The organism is Nonomuraea sp. NPDC050643, from assembly GCF_040654715.1.
GTDB lineage: Bacteria > Actinomycetota > Actinomycetes > Streptosporangiales > Streptosporangiaceae > Nonomuraea.
Window position 1 is genome coordinate 40,074 of record NZ_JBFAIM010000084.1, and the last position, 18,021, is coordinate 58,094.

Genomic DNA, 18,021 nt, shown 5'->3' on the forward strand with positions numbered 1-18,021 from the left:
GCCGGAAGAACGGCTCTCCCGAGCTCATTAGAACCGGCCGCAGATCAAATGAAGAGGGCCTCGCCCGGTGCGAGGTCAAGAAGGGTGGTACCGCGGGGCCCGTACGGCTTCGTCCCTTCACGCCAGCCCTACCGGCCGATCAAGCGTGGAGGTCACGCCCGACATGTCTTCGCCATCTTTCCGCTCTCTTCCCGCGCAGGTCGACCTGCCCGCGCTCGAGCGCGAGGTCCTCGATCGCTGGCGGGACGGGAAGATCTTCGAGCGTTCGGTCGAGCAGAACGCCGGCAACCCGTCCTGGGTCTTCTACGAGGGCCCGCCCACGGCCAACGGCCTGCCCGGCGTCCACCACGTCGAGGCCCGCGTGTTCAAGGACCTGTTCCCGCGCTACAAGTCGATGCGCGGCTTCAGCGTGCCCCGCAAGGCGGGCTGGGACTGCCACGGCCTGCCGGTCGAGGTCGGCGTCGAGCGCGAGCTGGGCCTGTCCGGCAAGAAGGACATCGAGACCTACGGCATCGCCGAGTTCAACGCCAAGTGCCGCGAGTCGGTGCTGCGGCACGTGGACGCGTTCGAGCAGATGACCGAGCGGATGGGCTACTGGATCGACCTGTCCCAGGCGTACCGGACCATGGACCCCTCCTATATCGAGTCGGTCTGGTGGTCGCTGAAGGTCGTCTTCGACAAGGGCCTGCTGTTCCGCGACTTCCGCATCACGCCCTACTGCCCGCGCTGCGGCACCGGCCTGTCCGACCACGAGCTGGGCCAGCCCGGCGGCTACGAGAACGTCTCCAGCCCGTCGGTCTACGTCCGCATGCCGGTGACCTCGGGGCCGCTGGCCGAGCTCGGCGCGTCGCTGCTGATCTGGACGACGACGCCCTGGACGCTGGTCTCCAACACCGCGGTGGCGGTGCACCCCGACGTCACCTACGTGGCGGCCCGCACCGCCGGCGAGGTCCTGGTCGTGGCCGAGCCCCTGCTCCCGGTCCTCGGCGAGGGCACGACCGAGGTGGCCCGCTACACCGGGCGCGAGCTGGAGCGCACCTCCTACAGCCGCCCGTTCGACCTGGTCGACATCCCGGGCGCCCACTACGTGGTGCTCGGCGACTACGTCACCGTCGAGGACGGCACCGGCCTGGTCCACCAGGCGCCCGCCTTCGGCGCCGATGACCTGGCCGTCATCAAGCGCTACGACATGCCGATCGTCAACCCGGTCGGCCCCGACGGCCGCTTCCTCGACGACGTGCCCATGGTCGGGGGCCGCTTCTTCAAGGACGCCGACGAGGAGCTGACCGAGGACCTGCGGGCCCGCGGGCTGCTGTTCCGCGACGGCCACTTCGAGCACAGCTACCCGCACTGCTGGCGCTGCCACACCCCGCTGCTCTACTACGCGCTCCCGTCCTGGTACATCCGCACCACCTCGGTCAAGGACCAGATGCTGGCGGAGAACGCCAAGACCAACTGGTACCCCGACACGATCAAGTGGGGCCGCTTCGGCGAGTGGCTGCGCAACAACGTCGACTGGTCGCTGTCACGCTCGCGCTACTGGGGCACGCCGCTGCCGCTGTGGGTGTGCGCGGAGGACGAGAGCCACGTGACGTGCGTGGGCTCGATGGAGGAGCTGGGCGAGCTGGCCGGGCAGAACGTCTCTGCGCTCGACCCGCACCGCCCGTACGTCGACGACGTCACCTTCGCCTGCCCCTCGTGCGGCGGCGAGGCCCGCCGCGTGCCCGACGTCATCGACGCCTGGTACGACTCGGGCTCCATGCCGTTCGCCCAGTGGGGCGCGCGCGGCAAGCCCGAGGGCCTCTACCCGGCCCAGTTCATCTGCGAGGCCACCGACCAGACCCGCGGCTGGTTCTACTCGCTGATGGCCGTCGGCACCCTGGTCTACGGCCAGTCCTCCTACGAGAACGTGCTCTGCCTCGGCCTCATCCTGGCCGAGGACGGCCGCAAGATGAGCAAGCACCTGGGCAACATCCTCGAGCCGATCCCGCTGATGGACCAGCACGGGGCCGACGCGCTGCGCTGGTTCATGGCCTGCTCGGGCTCACCGTGGTCGGCCCGTCGGGTGGGGCACAACACGCTCGAGGAGATCGTCCGCAAGGTCCTGCTGACGCTCTGGAACACCTCGTCGTTCTTCACCCTCTACGCCAACGCCGAGTCCTGGTCGCCGGCCCTGCTCGCCGCCGCCACCCCGGCGGCGGAGCGCCCGCTGCTCGACCGCTGGGCGCTGGCCGAGCTCCACCGCACGGTGGCCGAGGTCACGGCGGCGTTCGACGAGTACGACACCCAGCGCGCCGGCCGCCGCCTGGCCGACTTCCTCGACGACCTGTCCAACTGGTACGTACGCCGCTCCCGCCGCCGCTTCTGGCAGGGCTCACCGGACGCGTTCGCGACCCTGTACGAGTGCCTGGAGACGGTGCTCAGGCTGATGGCGCCCATCACGCCGTTCGTCACCGACCACCTGTGGGACGTCCTGCGCTCGGCCGACGCGCCCACCTCCGTGCACCTGACCTCCTGGCCCGAGGTGCGCGAAGACCTGCTGAACCCGGCGCTGTCCGACCAGATGGCCCTGGTACGGCGCCTGGTGGAGCTGGGCCGCTCGGCCCGCGCCTCCTCCGGCGTCAAGACCCGGCAGCCGCTGCGCCGCGCGCTGGTGGGCGCGCACGACTGGCCGGCGCTGCCCGTCGAGCTCCGCGCCCTCGTGGCCGACGAGCTCAACGTCCAGTCGCTCGAGGACATGTCCGGATTCAGCGCCGACCTCGTGTCCTACTCGGTCAAGCCCAACTTCCGGGCCCTGGGCAAGCGCTTCGGCTCCCAGACCAAGCTCGTGGCCGCCGCGGTGGCCGCCGCCGACCCCACCCGCGTGGCCCGCGCCCTGCGCTCGGGCGCCACGGTCATGGTGGAGGCCGACGCGCTGGGTGAGGTCATGCTCGGCCCCGACGACGTCATCGTCAACGAGCAGCCCCGCTCGGGCTGGGCGGTGGAGACGGGCGCGATCGGCACCGGCACGGGCGAGACGGTGGCCCTCGACCTGGAACTGTCGGACGAACTGCGCCGCGCCGGCCTGCTGCGCGAGGTCATCCGCCTGGTCCAGGACGCCCGCAAGTCGACCGGCCTGTCGATCACGGACCGCATCGACCTGTGGTGGACCGCCACGTCCGCCGACCTGGCCACGGCCCTGCGCTCGGAGGGCCACGTGGTGACGGAGGAGGTCCTGGCCACGTCCTTCACGGAGGGCACGGCCCCCGACGCCCTCCCGACCCACACGGACGAGGACCTGGGCCTGACCTTCCAACTCCGCCGCGCCTAACCCCAAAAGGGGCGCGCCCCACAAAGGGCGCGCCCCTTCTTACTCCCCCACACCCACAACCCCACCAACCCTCACCTCGCCCCCCCACCACACGCCCCGACCACGCCACCCCGAGCCGCTCTGGCACAACCACTCCAGCCCGAGCCACTCCAGCGCCTCCGGCCCGGCCGCAAACCCTCCAGCCTGGGCCACTCCGGCACGGCCAGGCGGCCACTTCGGCCCAGCCCGCAGCACCGCCGACCGGAGCCACTCCCGGCACAAGCCGCTCTGACGTCTCCGGCAAGGCCATGTGGTCACTGCGGCGTGTCCACACCGGCGTCTCATGCCCGGCCATCGCGGCGTCTCCATGCGCTCCGGCGGCACCACACCGACGGCGCGAGCGTGGCGGGTCAGTCCTAGCTGACCGTCTCGCGGTCGTGCTGGCAGACCGAGCAGCTCGTCAGCCCGGCAGCCTCGGCCGCGGCGAGCGTCATGGTCTCCACGCCGCTCTCCCCGGCGCCCCGGATCAGGGGGCAGGCCGTGCTGTGGTAGCGCCGCGTACCGACGATGACCTTCACCGTCCCCGGGCGCTCACCCTTACCCCCGGAAGCACCCTTGGCGCCGCCCTCATCACCCGTCTTGGCGGCCGAGCCCTGCGCGCCGGACACGGGTGGCCGGGATGCGGCCGACGAAGGCCCGCTCTTGGGGGCCGCGCCGGGCTTGGACGCGGCGCCGCTCCCCTCACCCCGAGGAGGCTCACCCTTGGCGGTGCCCGACGTCGCGGCACCCGGCTTGGAGGCGTCGGGCCTCGACGTCTCAGGCTTCGAGGCCGGCCCGGAGACGGCGCCCGTGCCGGGCGAACCGGTCCGCGGCCGATCGGCGGGCGGACGCTCGGACCCGGTCTTCCCTTCGGCGGCCGGCGGCTGCACCCCGGACGGGCGAGTGGGGGCGCCCGTGGGCAGCGGCCCCTTGGGCTTGGCCTCCGACTCGGCCGAGGAGGCGGGCCGCTCGTGCAGGATCACGGTCTCGTTCGCCGGGGAGGAAGGCTCCTTGGCGGGGCCAGAAGGACGCTGGGACGGCTTGGCGGCCTCACCCGAAGGTCCTGGACGGCCCGGCGTCGCGGAAGAAGGCACGCGAAGCTGCGGCGCCGTGTCAGGACCGGAGGTCTCGTCATCCGGCCCGGCCGCGCCGGGCTTACCGCCCGGCTGCCCCGGCTTGCCCCCGGACTCCCCGGCCTTACCAGCGGCGGGCTCCCCGGCCGCACCACCACCCGGACCGGGCCGCGAGGACCCGCCAGTGGGCTCACCAGGCCGAGCGGACGGGCCGGTGGACTGGCCGGGCTTGCCAGCGCCAGGGCCGGGCTCGGGCGTCGTGCCGGGCCGGGCCGGCTTGCCGGCCGTCGCGCCAGGCTTGGCTCCCGTCACACCGCCCGCCGCACCACCCGTGGCACCGGTGGCGGTGGCGGTGGCGGGCTTGGTTCCGGGGCGGCCGGTCTGGTCGGCCGTGCCGGCGCGCTGCGACGGCTTGCCCGTGGCGCCGGGCTTGCCGGAAGGCGCATCCGGCTTGGCGCTCTCGTCGGCCGGCGCCTCGGCCCTGAGGGCGAACGGCGGCGGCCGGAAGTAAGAGGTCTGTGCGTCCGCCTGCTCGTCATCCGATTCGGGAGCGGCGGCGGAGGAAGAGCCCTTGGCCTGGCCCGCCGGCGTGGCGGACGAGCGGCCGAACCACCCGGTGACGCCTTCCTCGTGGGCGGCGGCAGGCTCCGGGCTGGGGGTGGAAGCCTTCGTGTCGGGCTTCGGCGAAGCGACCGGCGACGCGGCCGGCGGGCCCGCTGAGGGGGCGGCCGGCGGTCGGAGGTCGCGGGTCTCCGCGGAGTTCTCGGCCCGGCTCTCGGCGGGGAAAGCGGGGCCGGGGGCGACGGCGGGGTCGGCGGCAGGCGGCAGCTGCCGTCCGCCGAGCGCTGCGTCTGGCAGGCACGTCGTGCAGGGCGTGAAGCCCTCCTCGCGTGCCTCCTCGTAGGTGAGCTCCTCGTGATCCCGCCCGCTCAACTGCCGGCAGCCGGCGAGGTGGTAGCGCTTGCGTCCGGGGATCACCAGCACGATCGCATCCGGCGAAATGCCGCTCGCCGCCGGATGGCGCGGGGCCGGGGTCGCGACGGGGACGGTCGCCGTCCGCTGTGGCGGCCGCTGATGCGGTGGGGGTTGCGGAGGCGGCTGGTGAGCCATGGGACCGGTCTGGCCGTACGGCAGAGCGGGCGGCGCAAGCCCCTTCGGGGGGGTGGCCGGCGCAGCGGCCTGCCCACCTCCGGGAAAAAGCTCGTTCCGCCGCAAGAACGCCCCGATCACCAGGAACAGCGCGGACAGCACGCTGACCACGATGGACCACATGATCAGGAACGGCTTCGCCAGTACGAAACCCGCGATCAGCAGAACCACTGCCGCGAGCACCAAACCAGCACTGATAAGGATCACAGGGGGCTCTTTCGAGAGACAGGTCCTAGTGACCCGCTACTTTACCGGCGGTCGTTGTGCGGACCGTCCCCGCCCGGGAAGGCGCCCTGCGGAGCGTCGCCGCCGAAGGGGTTGGGACCACCACCGGGAAGCGGCGGCTGACCACCCTGAGGCACGGCGTGCGACATGGCGGGAGCCTGACCCTGCGGACCACCGGACATCACCGGGAACCCACCGCTGCCCTCGGCGGACACGTTGAGCTCGGCGAGCTGGTTCTCCAGGTAGAGCTTGAGCCTGCTGCGGTATTCGCGCTCGAAGCTGCGCAGCTCCTCGACCTTGCGCTCGAGCTCGTCGCGGGTCTGCACCAGCGAGCCCATGGCCTGGCGGTGGCGCTCCTGCGCGTCGCGCTCGAGCGTCTCGGCGCGGGCGCGGGCGTCGCCGATGACCTGCTCGGCCTGGCGGCGCGCCTTGGTCAGGATCTCGTCGGCCTCGCGGCGGGCGCGGGTGACCGTCTCGTCCGCCTCCCGGCGGGCGTCGGCGATCGCCTGGTCGGCGGTCTGCTGGGCGAGCGCGAGCACGCGGGCCGCGGTGTCCATGTTGTCCTCGGCGGGAGGCATGTTCATGGCCACGGGGACCGGCTGCTGCTGCACCGGCGGCGGCTCGGGGGCCCGCATGGGCTCCGGCTGCGGCGGCGCCATCATCTCGGGCTTGGGCTGTTCCTGGATCGGGGCGGAGGCCATGGGCATGTTCATGCCGCCCGGCACCTTTCCGCGCAGGCACTCGGCCAGCTTGGCGCGGAGCTCCTCGTTCTCTTGGATCAGGCGGTCGAGCTCAGCCTCCACCTCGTCGAGGAAGGCGTCGACCTCTTCCTCGTCGTAGCCCGGTCGCAGCCGGGTGGTACTGAACTGCTTGTTCCGCACATCAGCGGGCGTCAGCGGCATTTTTTGGTCTCCTTGGCGCGCTTGGAGTCTGTCCGGAGGACGGTAACCCGAATCACTTCAGCGCGGACACGAGTTGGATCACGACCGGCGCCACACCGGCCCGCTCATCGCAACGCCTGCGCGATCTGGATCAAGATCAGCACGACGATGAACAGGACAGTGAAGCTTAGGTCAAAGGCCACCGTACCCAACCGGAGCGGGGGAATGAAACGGCGGAGGAACTTGAGTGGTGGGTCTGTTGCGGTGTATGTGGCCTCCGCCAGCACCAGGACGACACCCGACGGTCGCCACTGGCGCGCGAACGCCTGAACCATCTCGAAGATCATCCTGCCGATGAGCAGCACCAAATAGAGAGACAGGACAATGACCAAGATCTGACTGACGATCCCCACGGCCCGGCCGCGCCTCCACTTCCGATGTGCCCTCCCGGCCTCGGCGAGGCCTGGTTGGGTCCGATAGACATACAGAGACTCTAACTCTGGTTGAAGAACCCGCGTTCCGCGATTCGGGCCTTGTCCTCAGCGGTCACCTCGACATTGGCAGGGGACAACAGGAACACCTTGTTGGTAACACGTTCAATGCTGCCATGTAGGCCAAAGACGAGACCTGCCGCGAAATCGACGAGACGCTTGGCGTCGCTGTCAACCATCTCGGTCAGATTCATGATGACCGGGGTGCCGTCCCGGAAGTGCTCACCGATGGTACGCGCCTCGTTGTACGTCCTCGGATGGAGGGTCGTGATGCGGGCCAGATCGGTCGTGCGGCGCTCCAGGATCGTCGTGGCGGGCCTGGGCGCGGGGACGCCCGCTTCGCCCTCGTCGTCGCGCTCCTGGACCGCTACGGGCCGCTCCTCGCCGGTTCGCTGCACCTCGTCCTCGTAGGTGTAGTCGTCCGTGTAGGTCTCGTACCTCTCGTAGCGGTCGTCCTCCACGAGACCGAGGTAGACCGCCATCTTGCGCATCGCGCCGGCCATCGCTCCGTCGTCCTCCTGATCATGGTCGCACTCGCTCGGGCCCGTCGCCGTGTCCGAGGCGGCAGCCGTACCCCCTTGGAGCTCACCGCTGATCGACCTCTACTTGGTCATGAGCCTGAAGACCCACTTGAGGGGACATTACCTGACGAAGGGCTTGCGACGACCGAGCAACGCCGTACCGATCCGCACGTGTGTCGCGCCATAGGCGACGGCCTCGTTGAGGTCCTCGCTCATGCCCGCCGAAATCATCGTCGCGCGGGGATGCTGCTCCTGGACCAGCCGCGCGAGGTCGCGCAGCCGGCCGAACGCGGGGGCCGGATCCTCCCCCAGCGGCGCCACCGCCATGACGCCGCCCAGCCACACGCCGTCGGCGAGCGCCACCTCGTCGGCCAGTTCGAGCAGGTCGTCCGCGCGGGCGCCGCCCCTGTCGGGGTCGTCGTCGAGCGCGACCTGCAGCAGGCAGCCGATCCTGCGGCCCTGCCGCACCGCCTCCTTGCTGATCGCCTCCACCAGCCTGAGGCGGTCGACGGAGTGGATCACGTCGGCGTAGGCGACCACCGAACGCACCTTGTTGGTCTGGAGCTGGCCGACGAAGTGCCAGGTCAGCGGCAGCTCGGCGAGCTCACTGGCCTTGGGGGCGGCCTCCTGGTCGCGGTTCTCGCCGACGTCGCGCACGCCCAGCTCGGCCAGGATGCGCACGTCGTCGGCGGGCCTGGTCTTGGTGACGGCGATCAGTGTGACCTCGCCCCGGTCGCGTCCCACCGCGTGGCAGGCCGCCGCGATGCGCGCGTCCACCTCGGCGAGACCGGCCGCGATCTCGTCCCTTCTCACGTCCCTCTCCCCCTCACTCAAGGCCCTGCTCACGCCCGTGCCGGACGCTCCCGCACACGACGGCGCCGCTCCCGTGTCCCTGCGGGGAGCGGCGTCAGGCGGGCGGTTATTTGAGGAAGTCGGGAACGTCGAGTTCCTCTTCTTGCTCCTCGAAGATCACACGGGGACGTTTGGCGGGCTCCGACATGCGGGAGGTGATGGGCGTGGGCGGGTTGGCGGGCTCGGGCGTGGGCCGGGGAATCGAGACGGGGCCGGACGGCTCGTCGGCGATGGGCTCGTCGTCGGGGTCGGGCACCTGCACCGACTCCACCGGGCGCACGGGCTCGGGGCGCGGCTCCGACCTGAAGTCCGCCCGCGGCTCCGGACGCGGCTCGGGACGGAACTCCGTCCGCGGCTCCGCACGGGGCTCAGGACGGAAGTCGGAGCGCGGCTCGGACCTGAAGTCGCCCCGCGGCTCCGAACGCACCTCAGCGCGCGGCTCAGGGCGTAGCGCGGGCGGTTCGGACTTCACGCTGGGCGACGACACGCTCGGCCGCACGGGCGACGACACCGGCGGTGCGGCCGGCTGGGCGGCGGCGGGCCGGGCCGCCGGGCGCGGCACCGTCTTCTCCACGGGGCCCGGCACGTCGTCGAAGCCCGCGGCGATCACGGTCACCCGCACCTCGTCGCCGAGGGCGTCGTCGATGACCGTGCCGAAGATGATGTTGGCGTCGGGCGCGGCGGCCATCGACACGAGCTGGGCCGCCTCGTTGATCTCGAACAGACCGAGGTCGGAGCCGCCCGCGATCGACAGCAGCACGCCGTGGGCGCCGTCGATGCTGGCCTCCAGCAGCGGGCTGGAGACCGCCATCTCGGCCGCCGCCACCGAGCGGTCGTCGCCGCGCGCGTGGCCGATGCCCATGAGGGCCGAGCCGGCGCCCGACATGACCGACTTGACGTCGGCGAAGTCGAGGTTGATCAGACCAGGGGTGGTGATCAGGTCGGTGATGCCCTGGACACCCGACAGCAGCACCTGGTCGGCGGCCTTGAACGCGTCGAGCACGCTCACCTGCCGGTCGGAGATCGACAGCAGCCGGTCGTTGGGAATCACGATCAGCGTGTCGACCTCGTCGCGCAGCGTCTCGATGCCCGCCTCGGCCTGCGACGCCCGGCGCCGTCCCTCAAAGCTGAACGGCCGGGTCACGACACCGATGGTGAGCGCGCCGAGCGATCTGGCGATGTTGGCCACGACCGGCGCGCCGCCGGTGCCCGTGCCGCCGCCCTCGCCCGCCGTGACGAAGACCATGTCGGCCCCCTTGAGGACCTCCTCGATCTCCTCACGGTGGTCCTCGGCCGCCTTGCGGCCGACATCGGGGTTGGCGCCCGCGCCCAGTCCGCGCGTGAGCTCGCGGCCCACGTCGAGTTTCACATCGGCGTCACTCATCAGCAGCGCCTGGGCGTCGGTGTTTATGGCGATGAACTCGACGCCCTTGAGTCCCTCTTCGATCATCCGGTTGACGGCGTTGACTCCGCCGCCGCCGATGCCGACGACCTTGATGACCGCGAGGTAGTTCTGCGGTGCTGCCACGACGAGGGGCCTTTCCGCTCGTTGACTTGCCATTTCGGTGCGGATTGTCTCCGCTTTTTCTTAGTTCGGGTAACTCTCAACCTCAGGTTGAGATTTAGATTTATGTCAACCTGAGGATTGATACGGACAGTAGGAGTTACGCTCCAGGCGGGTCAACTAACCGCGCCGCAAGCACGTCCGGCGTGTCGCGGGCTGTCCGTTTCGCTCCGCAGTCACGCCTGGTCGCGGCCCTCCTCTGCCGAAAGTCCGGCTTACAGGCTCTCACGCCGCGACCCCCACCTCGCACAGGCTCGGCGATGCCCTTGCCGCTGGGTTGCCAGACCCTGACGATCACGATCACTTCAGGGTCACCACGTCGGGGGAGCTGACGTCGTACAGGGTGACCGCTCTTTCGCGCTTGAGCAGCGAGACGAGGATCTCGGCCTTCTCCTGGGGACGGTCGGTGCCGCCCCAGATCACGGTGCGCCCGTCCGACAGCTCCAGCGTCACGCCTTCGGCCGTTCCGGCCCGCACCTGCCTGACCTTGCCCGCCACCTCGCCCGGCACCGCCTGGATGACCTGCAGCGCCGCCATCATGGCCGGGTCGCCGGCGGCGGGGCGGTCGACCTTCAGCAGGGGCAGCATCGGCGGCGGCGCGGCCTTGATCTCGATCACCACGCCCTGCTTGTCGACGATCGCCACCTGGTCGCCCGCCGGGATCGCGGCGATCGGCTCCCGCTCGACCACCTCGATCTTGAGCGTGCCCGGCCAGATCCGGTCGACCTTGGCGGTGGCGAGCTGTCTGATGCCGAGGACGCGGGTCTCGACGTCGGCGAGGTTCACGGTGGCGAGCGGGTGCAGATCGGCCACTCCGGCCTGCTGTTCGATGCGCTCGCTGGCCACTGTGAGATTTCCCACGATCTCGATCGAACGCACGCCCAGCACGGGTGAGAAGAACACCAGCCACGCGGCCGAGCCCACCACTCCCGCGGTCAGCAGCACCAGGAACGCCGTGCGTGCCTTCATCGCCCTCCCACCAGCCTGCGGCCCATGTCGGCACCGAACCTACGCCGACGCGCGGCGCAACACCCGCGCGCCACGCCCGCGCATGACCCGCCGCCCCGGCGCCGCTCCCGCGGCATGCGCCGAAGGCGTGTCAGGAGAGCCGGGCGACGATCTGCGGGCCCAGCTCGGTGACGTCGCCCGCGCCCATCGTGAGCACGATGTCGCCGGGCCGCGCCCGCGCGGCCACCATGGACGGCACCGAGGACCGGTCGGGCGCGTACGCCACCCGCTCCGGCGGCAGCGGCACCCGCCCGGCCACCATGGCCCCGGACACCCCCGGCTCCGGGTCCTCACGGGCCCCGTAGACGTCGAGCACGATCGCCTCGTCGGCCAGCCCCAGCGCCGCGCCGAACTCGTCGGCGAAGAACCGGGTGCGCGAGTAGAGGTGCGGCTGGAAGATCGCGATGACCCGCCCGGTGCCGGAGTAGGAGGCCACCACGTCGCGGGCGGCCCGCAGGTCGGCGGCCAGCTCGGTCGGGTGGTGGGCGTAGCTGTCGAACACCGCGATGCCCCCGGCCTCGCCCTTGGCCTCGAAGCGCCGCTTGGCCCCGGTGAAGGCGCCCAGGCCCTGCCTGATCTCCTCGAACGGCAGCCCCAGCTCGTCGGCCACGGCGATCACCGCGGTCGCGTTGAGCGCGTTGTGGGCCCCGGGGACGGCCAGCCGGACCTCGCCCTTGCCCGCGATCTCGAACACGGTGCCGAACCCGTCGGGCCTGATGCCGCTCACGCGGTAGTCGTCGCCCCGCACGCCGTAGGTCCGCACCCGCAGCCCCCGCTCCCGCGCCCGGGCGGCCAGGTCGGCCGAGCCCGGGTCATCGGCGCACAGGATCAGCAACGAGCCGACCCGGTCGGCGAACCTGGCGAAGCTGTCGTGCACCGCCCGCGGGTCGCCGTAGTTGTCGAGGTGGTCGGCCTCGACGTTGGTCACCACGGCGATGTCGGGGGCCAGCATGAGGAACGAGCCGTCGCTCTCGTCGGCCTCGGCCACGAACACCCGGCCCTGACCGTCGTCGGCGCCGAGCCCGGTGGTGACGAGCTGGCCGCCCACGCAGTAGGACGGGTCGGTGCCGCACTTCTGCAGCGCCACGGTCAGCATCGAGGTGGTGGTGGTCTTGCCGTGGGTGCCGGCGATGGCCACGGCGGTGCGCCCGGCCATGACCGAGGCCAGCGCGGCGGCCCGCGGGATGATCCGCAGCCCCTGCTTGAGCGCCTCGCCCAGCTCGGGGTTGGAGTCGCGGATGGCGGTCGAGACGACCACGGTGTCGACGTCTCTGATGTGGGATGCGGCATGGCCGATGTAGACCGACGCGCCCAGCTCGCGCAGCTCGGTGATGAGCTCTGAGCTGCGCGCGTCGCTGCCCGACACCCGCACGCCGCGCTTGAGCAGGATGCGGGCTATGCCCGACATCCCGGCGCCGCCGATGCCGATGAAGTGCACCCGCCCCAGCTCTTCTACGGTGACGGGATCGACCAGCTTGACGAGACTCATCGGGCTATCTCCAACACTTTCCTGGCAAGCATGATATCGGCGTCCTTCCTCCCCAGTCTGGAGGCGGCCTCCGACATGGCGACGACCCGCTCGGGGTCATGAAGGATGGGCAGCACGTTGTGGATGATCCATTCGGGTGACAGCGCGGCGTCGTCGACCACCAGGCCGCCGCCGCCGCGTGCGACGCGCTCGGCGTTGATGCGCTGCTCGCCGTTGCCGTACGGCAGCGGCACGTAGGCCGCCGGCAGCCCCACCGCGGTCAGCTCGGCGCAGGTCAGCGCGCCGCTGCGGCACAGCGCCACGTCGGCGGCCGCGTAGGCGAGGTCCATGCGGTCGACGTAGGGCAGCAGCACGTATTGCGGGTCGCCGGGCGGCGGCTCGTGCTCGACGGTGTTCTTCGGGCCCAGCACGTGGAGCACCTGCACCCCGGCCCGGCGCAGCATGGGCGCGGCGGCGAGCGCGGCCTCGTTGAGCGACCTGGCGCCCTGGGAGCCGCCGAACACCAGCAGCGTCGGCCGGTCGTTCTCCAGCCCGAACCACGAGCGCGCCTTGTCGCCGGTGGACAGCCGGTCGAGGTTGACGATCTCGCGGCGCAGCGGCGTGCCGATGAACTCGGCCTTGGGCAGCGCGCCGTCGGGGAAGCCGCTGAAGACGTGGTCGGTCAGCCGCGCGCCCAGCCGGTTGGCCAGCCCGGGGCGCGGATTGGCCTCGTGGACGACGATCGGCACGCCGCGCCGCTTGGCCGCCAGGTAGGCGGGGGTCGCCACGTAGCCGCCGAAGCCGACCAGGACGTCGGCCTCGACGCGGTCGAGGATGGCGACCATGGCGTTGATCGCCCCGGCCAGCCTGCCCGGCACCGTCAGCAGGCTCGGGGTGATCGATCTGGGCAACGGCACGGCGGGCACCATCTCCAGCTCGTAGCCCCTGGCGGGCACGAGCCGCGACTCCAAGCCGCGCTCGGTGCCCACGCAGGTGATGCCGACGCCCCGGTCAAGGTAACGCAGCGCGTCCGCAAGGGCGAGCGCGGGCTCGATGTGCCCGGCCGTCCCCCCACCGGCGAGGACCACCCTCATCTCGGTCACTCCCTAACGTGTAGCTCGGCCTCTGGTCGTACCCCCCAGGCCAAGCCAGCTTAGGGCCCGGGCGGCCGGTCCGGGGCCACGAGCCGCCAAGGCCTCGCGCGCGCCCGGCTCGCGCTTGGCGAACGACAGCAGCATGCCGAGCGCCGCCAGCGTGGGCAGCAGCGACGAGCCGCCGTACGAGACCAGCGGGAGGGGGATGCCGGTGATCGGCAGGACGCCCAGCACGGCGCCCATGTTGACGGTCGCCTGGCCCACGATCCAGGCCACCATGGCGGCGGCGGCGAGCCTGATGAAGGCGTCGTTGACGCGGACGGCCACCCGCAGCCCCGCGTAGCCGAGCAGCCCGAACAGGGCCACCACCATCAGCGTGCCCATGAGCCCGAGCTCCTCGCCGAGGATGGCGAAGATGAAGTCGCTCTCACCGTGCGGCAGCCAGCTCCACTTCTGCCGGCTGCTGCCCAGCCCGAGCCCGAACCAGCCGCCGGAGCCCATCGCGATCTGCCCCTGGACGGCCTGGTAGCCCGCGCCCTGCGCGTCGGCCCACGGGTCGAGGAAGGCGCCGATGCGCGCCATCCGGTACGGCTCCACCTTGATCATGATGACCGCCGCCAGCACCGCCAGCGACAGGATGCCGCCGAACAGCTTGACCGGCGCCCCCACCACCCACAGCAGCGCCAGGAAGATCATGAAGAGCACCAGCGTGGTGCCCAGGTCGCGGCCGAGCATGACCATGACGGCCAGGATCGCGGTGCCGGGCATGAGCGGGATCAGCATCTGCCGCCACTCGATGCGGCCCTGCCTGGCCCGTCTGGCCATCAGGTCGGCCCCCCACAGCGCGAGGCCGAGCTTGGCCGGCTCCGACGGCTGGATGGTGAACGGGCCGATGTAGATCCAGCGCTGCGCGCCCAGCTCGGACGAGCCGATGAACAGCACCATCACCAGCGCGATGATCGACAACGCCATCAGCGGGTAGCCGGCCCAGCGGAAGAACTTGACCGGCAGGCGCGAGCACGCGTACAGCACGGGCACGCCGATCGCCGCCGACAGCGACTGCTTGATGAACCACGAGAACGGGCTGCCGGTCTTCTGCAGCGCCTCGATGCTGGAGGCCGACAGCACCATCATCAGCCCGAGCGCGAGCAGCAGCGCGCTGCACATGATGATCAGGTAGTAGGTGGTCAGCGGCTTCTCGAGCAGCTCCTTCAGCGTGCCGAGCTGCTCCTTGGTCCAGCCCTGCGGGCTCTCCTGGGCCGGGCGTACCCGTTCCTCAGCGCTCGTGCTCACGTCGCGCCCTCAGCTCGCGTACGGCACGCGCGAAGGCCTCTCCCCTCGCCGGATAGTTGGCGAACATGTCCAGGGAGGCCCCCGCCGGGGAGAGCAGCACGGTGTCCCCTGGCGAGGCCAGGCGCGCGGCTTCGGTGACGACTCTTTCCATCACACCAGTGTCCCGATCCGGGATGTCCACTACGGGGACATTCGGCGCGTGTCGCGCGATGGCTTCCGCGATCCGGGCTCGATCGACGCCGAGCAGGACGGCTCCGCGCAGTCGGGGGGCCGCCTGGCGTACCAGGTCGTCGACGTCGGCGCCCTTGAGCTGCCCGCCCGCCACCCACACCACCGACGGGTAGGACGCCAGCGCCGCCGCGGCCGCGTGCGGGTTGGTCGCCTTGGAGTCGTCGATGTAGTCGACCTCGCCGACCCGGTCCACGTGGGCCAGGCGGTGCGGGTCGGGCACGAAGTCGCGCAGCCCCTGGCGTACGGCCTCGGACGGCACGCCGAGCGAGCGGGCCAGCGCGGCGGCGGCCAGGGCGTTGGCCACGTTGTGCGGGGCGAAGGGCCGGATGTCCTCGAGCGTCGCCAGCTCCTCGGCCGCCTCGACGGGGTCGTCCACGAACGCCCGGTCGACCAGGAGGTCCTCGACCACGCCGACCTCGCCCCGCCTGGGCACGCGCAGCGTGAACCCGACGGCGCCCGGGTAGGGCGCGGCGAGCCGGGTGGCCTCGGGGTCGTCGGCGTTGAAGATCACGGTCCCGGCGCGCTCGTAGATGCGGCCCTTGGCGGCGGCGTACTCCTCCATGGACCCGTGCCAGTCGAGGTGGTCGGGCGCCACGTTGAGGATGGCCGCGGCGTGCGGGGCCAGCGTGCCCGACCAGTGGAGCTGGAAGCTGGACAGCTCGACGGCCAGCGCGTCGTACGGCTCGGCGACCGCCTGGACGACGGGCACGCCCACGTTCCCCACGGCCAGGGCCTTGTGCCCGGCGGCCAGCAGGATCGAGGTGACCATGCGCACGGCGGTGGTCTTGCCGTTGGTGCCGGTCAGCGCCAGCCACGGTGCGGCCTGCGCGGGACGCAGCCGCCAGGCCAGCTCCACCTCGCCCACGACCTCGACCCCGGCCCGCAGCGCGGCGGCGATCAGCGGATGGTGCGGCGCCCAGCCGGTGGTGACCAGCCGCGTCGCCCCCTCGGGCAGCGCCATCTCGCCGAAGCGGACCTCGACGCCCACCCGGGCCAGCTCGGCCGCGGCGCCGAGCTGCCGCTCGCCCTCCACGGCCTCGACGACCACGACCCGCTCACCGCGCTCGGCCAGCACCTTGGCGACCGCGGTACCGGACACGCCGAGCCCGGCGACACACGTGAGACTCATGCCTAGGGCATCCATTCGACGTAGAACAGGCCGAGCCCGAGCGCCGCGCAGAGCATCGCGACCAGCCAGAACCGCACCACGATCGTGGTCTCCGCCCACCCCTTCAGCTCGAAGTGGTGCTGCAGCGGCGCCATCCTGAACACGCGTTTGCCGGTCATCTTGAAGAACCCGACCTGGATGATCACCGACAGCGTGATGATCACGCACAGGCCGGCCAGGATGATCAGCAGCAACTGGGTACGCGTGGCGATGGCGAGCCCGGCCAGCACGCCGCCCAGGGCCAGCGAGCCGGTGTCGCCCATGAAGATCCGGGCGGGCGGGGCGTTCCACCACAGGAACCCGATCAGCGCGCCGAGCACGGCGGCGGCCACCACGGCCAGGTCGAGCGGATCTCGTACCCAGTAGCAGTTGGGGCCGAGCTGGTCGATGCAGTTGTTGCGGAGCTGCCAGTTGCCGATCAGCACGTACGCGCCCAGCACGACCCCGGTCGCGCCACTGGCCAGGCCGTCGAGGCCGTCGGTGAGGTTCACCGCGTTGGAGAACCCGACGATCATGATGAGGACCCAGATGGTGAACCCGACGATGCCGATCGACGGGCCGAGGTCCCGCAGGAACGACACGCGGGTCTCGGCGGGGGTGATGCCGTACACGTTCGGCTCACGCACCACCAGGAACGCGAACACCGCGCCGATGATGAGCTGGCCGAGCGCCTTGGCGCCGCTGCGCAGGCCCAGGCTCCGCTGCTTGTAGATCTTGATGAAGTCGTCGAGGAACCCGACCGCGCCGAGCCCCGTCATCAGGAACAGCACCAGCATGCCCGAGACGGTCGGCGCCTCCAGCATGGCCAGGTGCGAGGCCGCGTAGGCCAGCAGCGCGGCCAGCACGATCACGGTGCCGCCCATCGTGGGGGTGCCGCGCTTGCCGTGGTGGGCCTGTACGCCCTCCTCGCGGATCTGCTGGCCGTAGCCGCGCCGGGAGAACAGCCTGATCGCCAGCGGGGTGCCCAGCATCGAGAGGATCAGGCCCACCGCACCGGCGATGATGATGTTGGTCACTGGGCGGCACCTCCGAGCACGAGCTCGGCCGTCCGCTCCAGCCCCATGGCCCTCGGTCCCTTGATCAGCACGGCGTCGCCGGGCCGCAGCCACGCGGCCAGCTCGGCCGCCGCCGCCTCGGCGTCAGGCACGTGCACGATCCGCGTCCCTTGCTGCGCGCCCACAGGAGGCCCGCCGGCGAGAGCCCCACTCACAGGCCCACCCACGGGAGGTCCACCCGCCGGGGCTCCACCCACTGGGGGTCCACCCACCGGCTGTCCACCAACCGGCTGTCCACCAACCGGCTGTCCACCCACAGGAGGTCCGGCCATAGGAGGTCCGGCCACGGGCCCTCCGCCCGGCGGGGGTCCCTCCATCGGCGGTCCACCGGCGCCAGGCGGCCCACCGGCCACCGGCCCCTGCCACCCGGGCATGGGCGCACCCTGCTCGGGCCCGGCCGGATACCACTGCTGCGGCCCGCCATCAGGCCCATGCCACTCCTGCGGCCCACCGGCCACCGACCCCTGCCGGCCCTGACCTGCGGGCCCGGACGGCTCAGCGCCCTCCGGCCCGTGCCAGCCCTGGCCGATCACGCCCGGCGGCACGGCACCCGTGTCCGGCCCGTGCCAGCCGGGCGTCGGGGGGCCGGGGGGGGGCGCGCCCCCGCGGCCCGCCCCCGG

At 71.7% G+C, this 18,021-nt stretch carries 14 protein-coding genes; 1 reads left to right on the forward strand and 13 read right to left on the reverse strand.

The genetic code is table 11. From position 1 onward, the window contains the following. Positions 1–163: 163 nt before the first annotated feature. Positions 164–3,310, forward strand: a complete 3,147-nt coding sequence (ileS, locus tag AB0I15_RS58095) for an isoleucine--tRNA ligase (RefSeq protein WP_358117359.1) — start codon at positions 164–166, stop codon at positions 3,308–3,310. Between the two features lie 395 nt (positions 3,311–3,705). On the opposite strand, the gene AB0I15_RS58100 is transcribed toward ileS, so the two are convergent. The 13 genes from AB0I15_RS58100 to AB0I15_RS58160 all read right to left on the reverse strand — a co-directional run bounded on the left by AB0I15_RS58100 (position 3,706) and on the right by AB0I15_RS58160 (position 17,499). Then, entirely contained in the window at positions 3,706–5,721 is a 2,016-nt protein-coding gene (locus AB0I15_RS58100) for a hypothetical protein (protein WP_358117361.1), read from the reverse strand. 77 nt (positions 5,722–5,798) lie between these two features. Then, positions 5,799–6,677: a DivIVA domain-containing protein gene (locus AB0I15_RS58105; RefSeq protein ID WP_358117364.1), complete on the reverse strand. Its 879-nt coding sequence runs from the start codon at positions 6,675–6,677 to the stop codon at positions 5,799–5,801. Between the two features lie 104 nt (positions 6,678–6,781). Continuing rightward, complete coding sequence (locus AB0I15_RS58110) at positions 6,782–7,069, reverse strand: YggT family protein (protein ID WP_358117367.1); 288 nt, start codon at positions 7,067–7,069, stop codon at positions 6,782–6,784. 80 nt (positions 7,070–7,149) lie between these two features. After that, positions 7,150–7,650, reverse strand: a complete 501-nt coding sequence (sepF, locus tag AB0I15_RS58115; RefSeq protein WP_358117370.1) for a cell division protein SepF — start codon at positions 7,648–7,650, stop codon at positions 7,150–7,152. A gap of 138 nt (positions 7,651–7,788) precedes the next feature. Further along, complete coding sequence (locus tag AB0I15_RS58120; protein ID WP_358117373.1) at positions 7,789–8,481, reverse strand: YggS family pyridoxal phosphate-dependent enzyme; 693 nt, start codon at positions 8,479–8,481, stop codon at positions 7,789–7,791. A 106-nt stretch (positions 8,482–8,587) separates the two neighbouring features. Then, entirely contained in the window at positions 8,588–10,048 is a 1,461-nt protein-coding gene (ftsZ, locus tag AB0I15_RS58125) for a cell division protein FtsZ (RefSeq protein WP_358117376.1), read from the reverse strand. A gap of 336 nt (positions 10,049–10,384) precedes the next feature. Further along, positions 10,385–11,053 (reverse strand): FtsQ-type POTRA domain-containing protein, encoded by a 669-nt coding sequence (locus AB0I15_RS58130; protein ID WP_358117379.1) that lies wholly within the window; start codon positions 11,051–11,053, stop codon positions 10,385–10,387. Between the two features lie 130 nt (positions 11,054–11,183). Beyond that, a complete protein-coding gene (gene murC / locus AB0I15_RS58135; protein WP_358117383.1) occupies positions 11,184–12,581 on the reverse strand; it encodes a UDP-N-acetylmuramate--L-alanine ligase in 1,398 nt (465 codons plus the stop codon). After that, positions 12,578–13,654, reverse strand: a complete 1,077-nt coding sequence (gene murG / locus AB0I15_RS58140; protein WP_358117386.1) for an undecaprenyldiphospho-muramoylpentapeptide beta-N-acetylglucosaminyltransferase — start codon at positions 13,652–13,654, stop codon at positions 12,578–12,580. Before murG ends, murC begins: the two co-directional genes overlap by 4 nt. 12 nt (positions 13,655–13,666) lie before the next feature. Beyond that, entirely contained in the window at positions 13,667–14,947 is a 1,281-nt protein-coding gene (ftsW, locus tag AB0I15_RS58145; protein ID WP_358117389.1) for a putative lipid II flippase FtsW, read from the reverse strand. Further along, entirely contained in the window at positions 14,931–16,307 is a 1,377-nt protein-coding gene (murD, locus tag AB0I15_RS58150; RefSeq protein ID WP_358117391.1) for a UDP-N-acetylmuramoyl-L-alanine--D-glutamate ligase, read from the reverse strand. The genes ftsW and murD overlap by 17 nt, the downstream gene beginning before the upstream one ends. Positions 16,308–16,309: 2 nt before the next feature. Further along, positions 16,310–17,362 carry a phospho-N-acetylmuramoyl-pentapeptide-transferase gene (mraY, locus tag AB0I15_RS58155; protein WP_358117394.1) on the reverse strand — a complete coding sequence of 351 codons (1,053 nt, stop codon included), beginning with the start codon at positions 17,360–17,362 and terminating at the stop codon, positions 16,310–16,312. Beyond that, entirely contained in the window at positions 17,359–17,499 is a 141-nt protein-coding gene (locus AB0I15_RS58160) for a hypothetical protein (protein ID WP_358117397.1), read from the reverse strand. Before AB0I15_RS58160 ends, mraY begins: the two co-directional genes overlap by 4 nt. Positions 17,500–18,021: the final 522 nt, after the last annotated feature.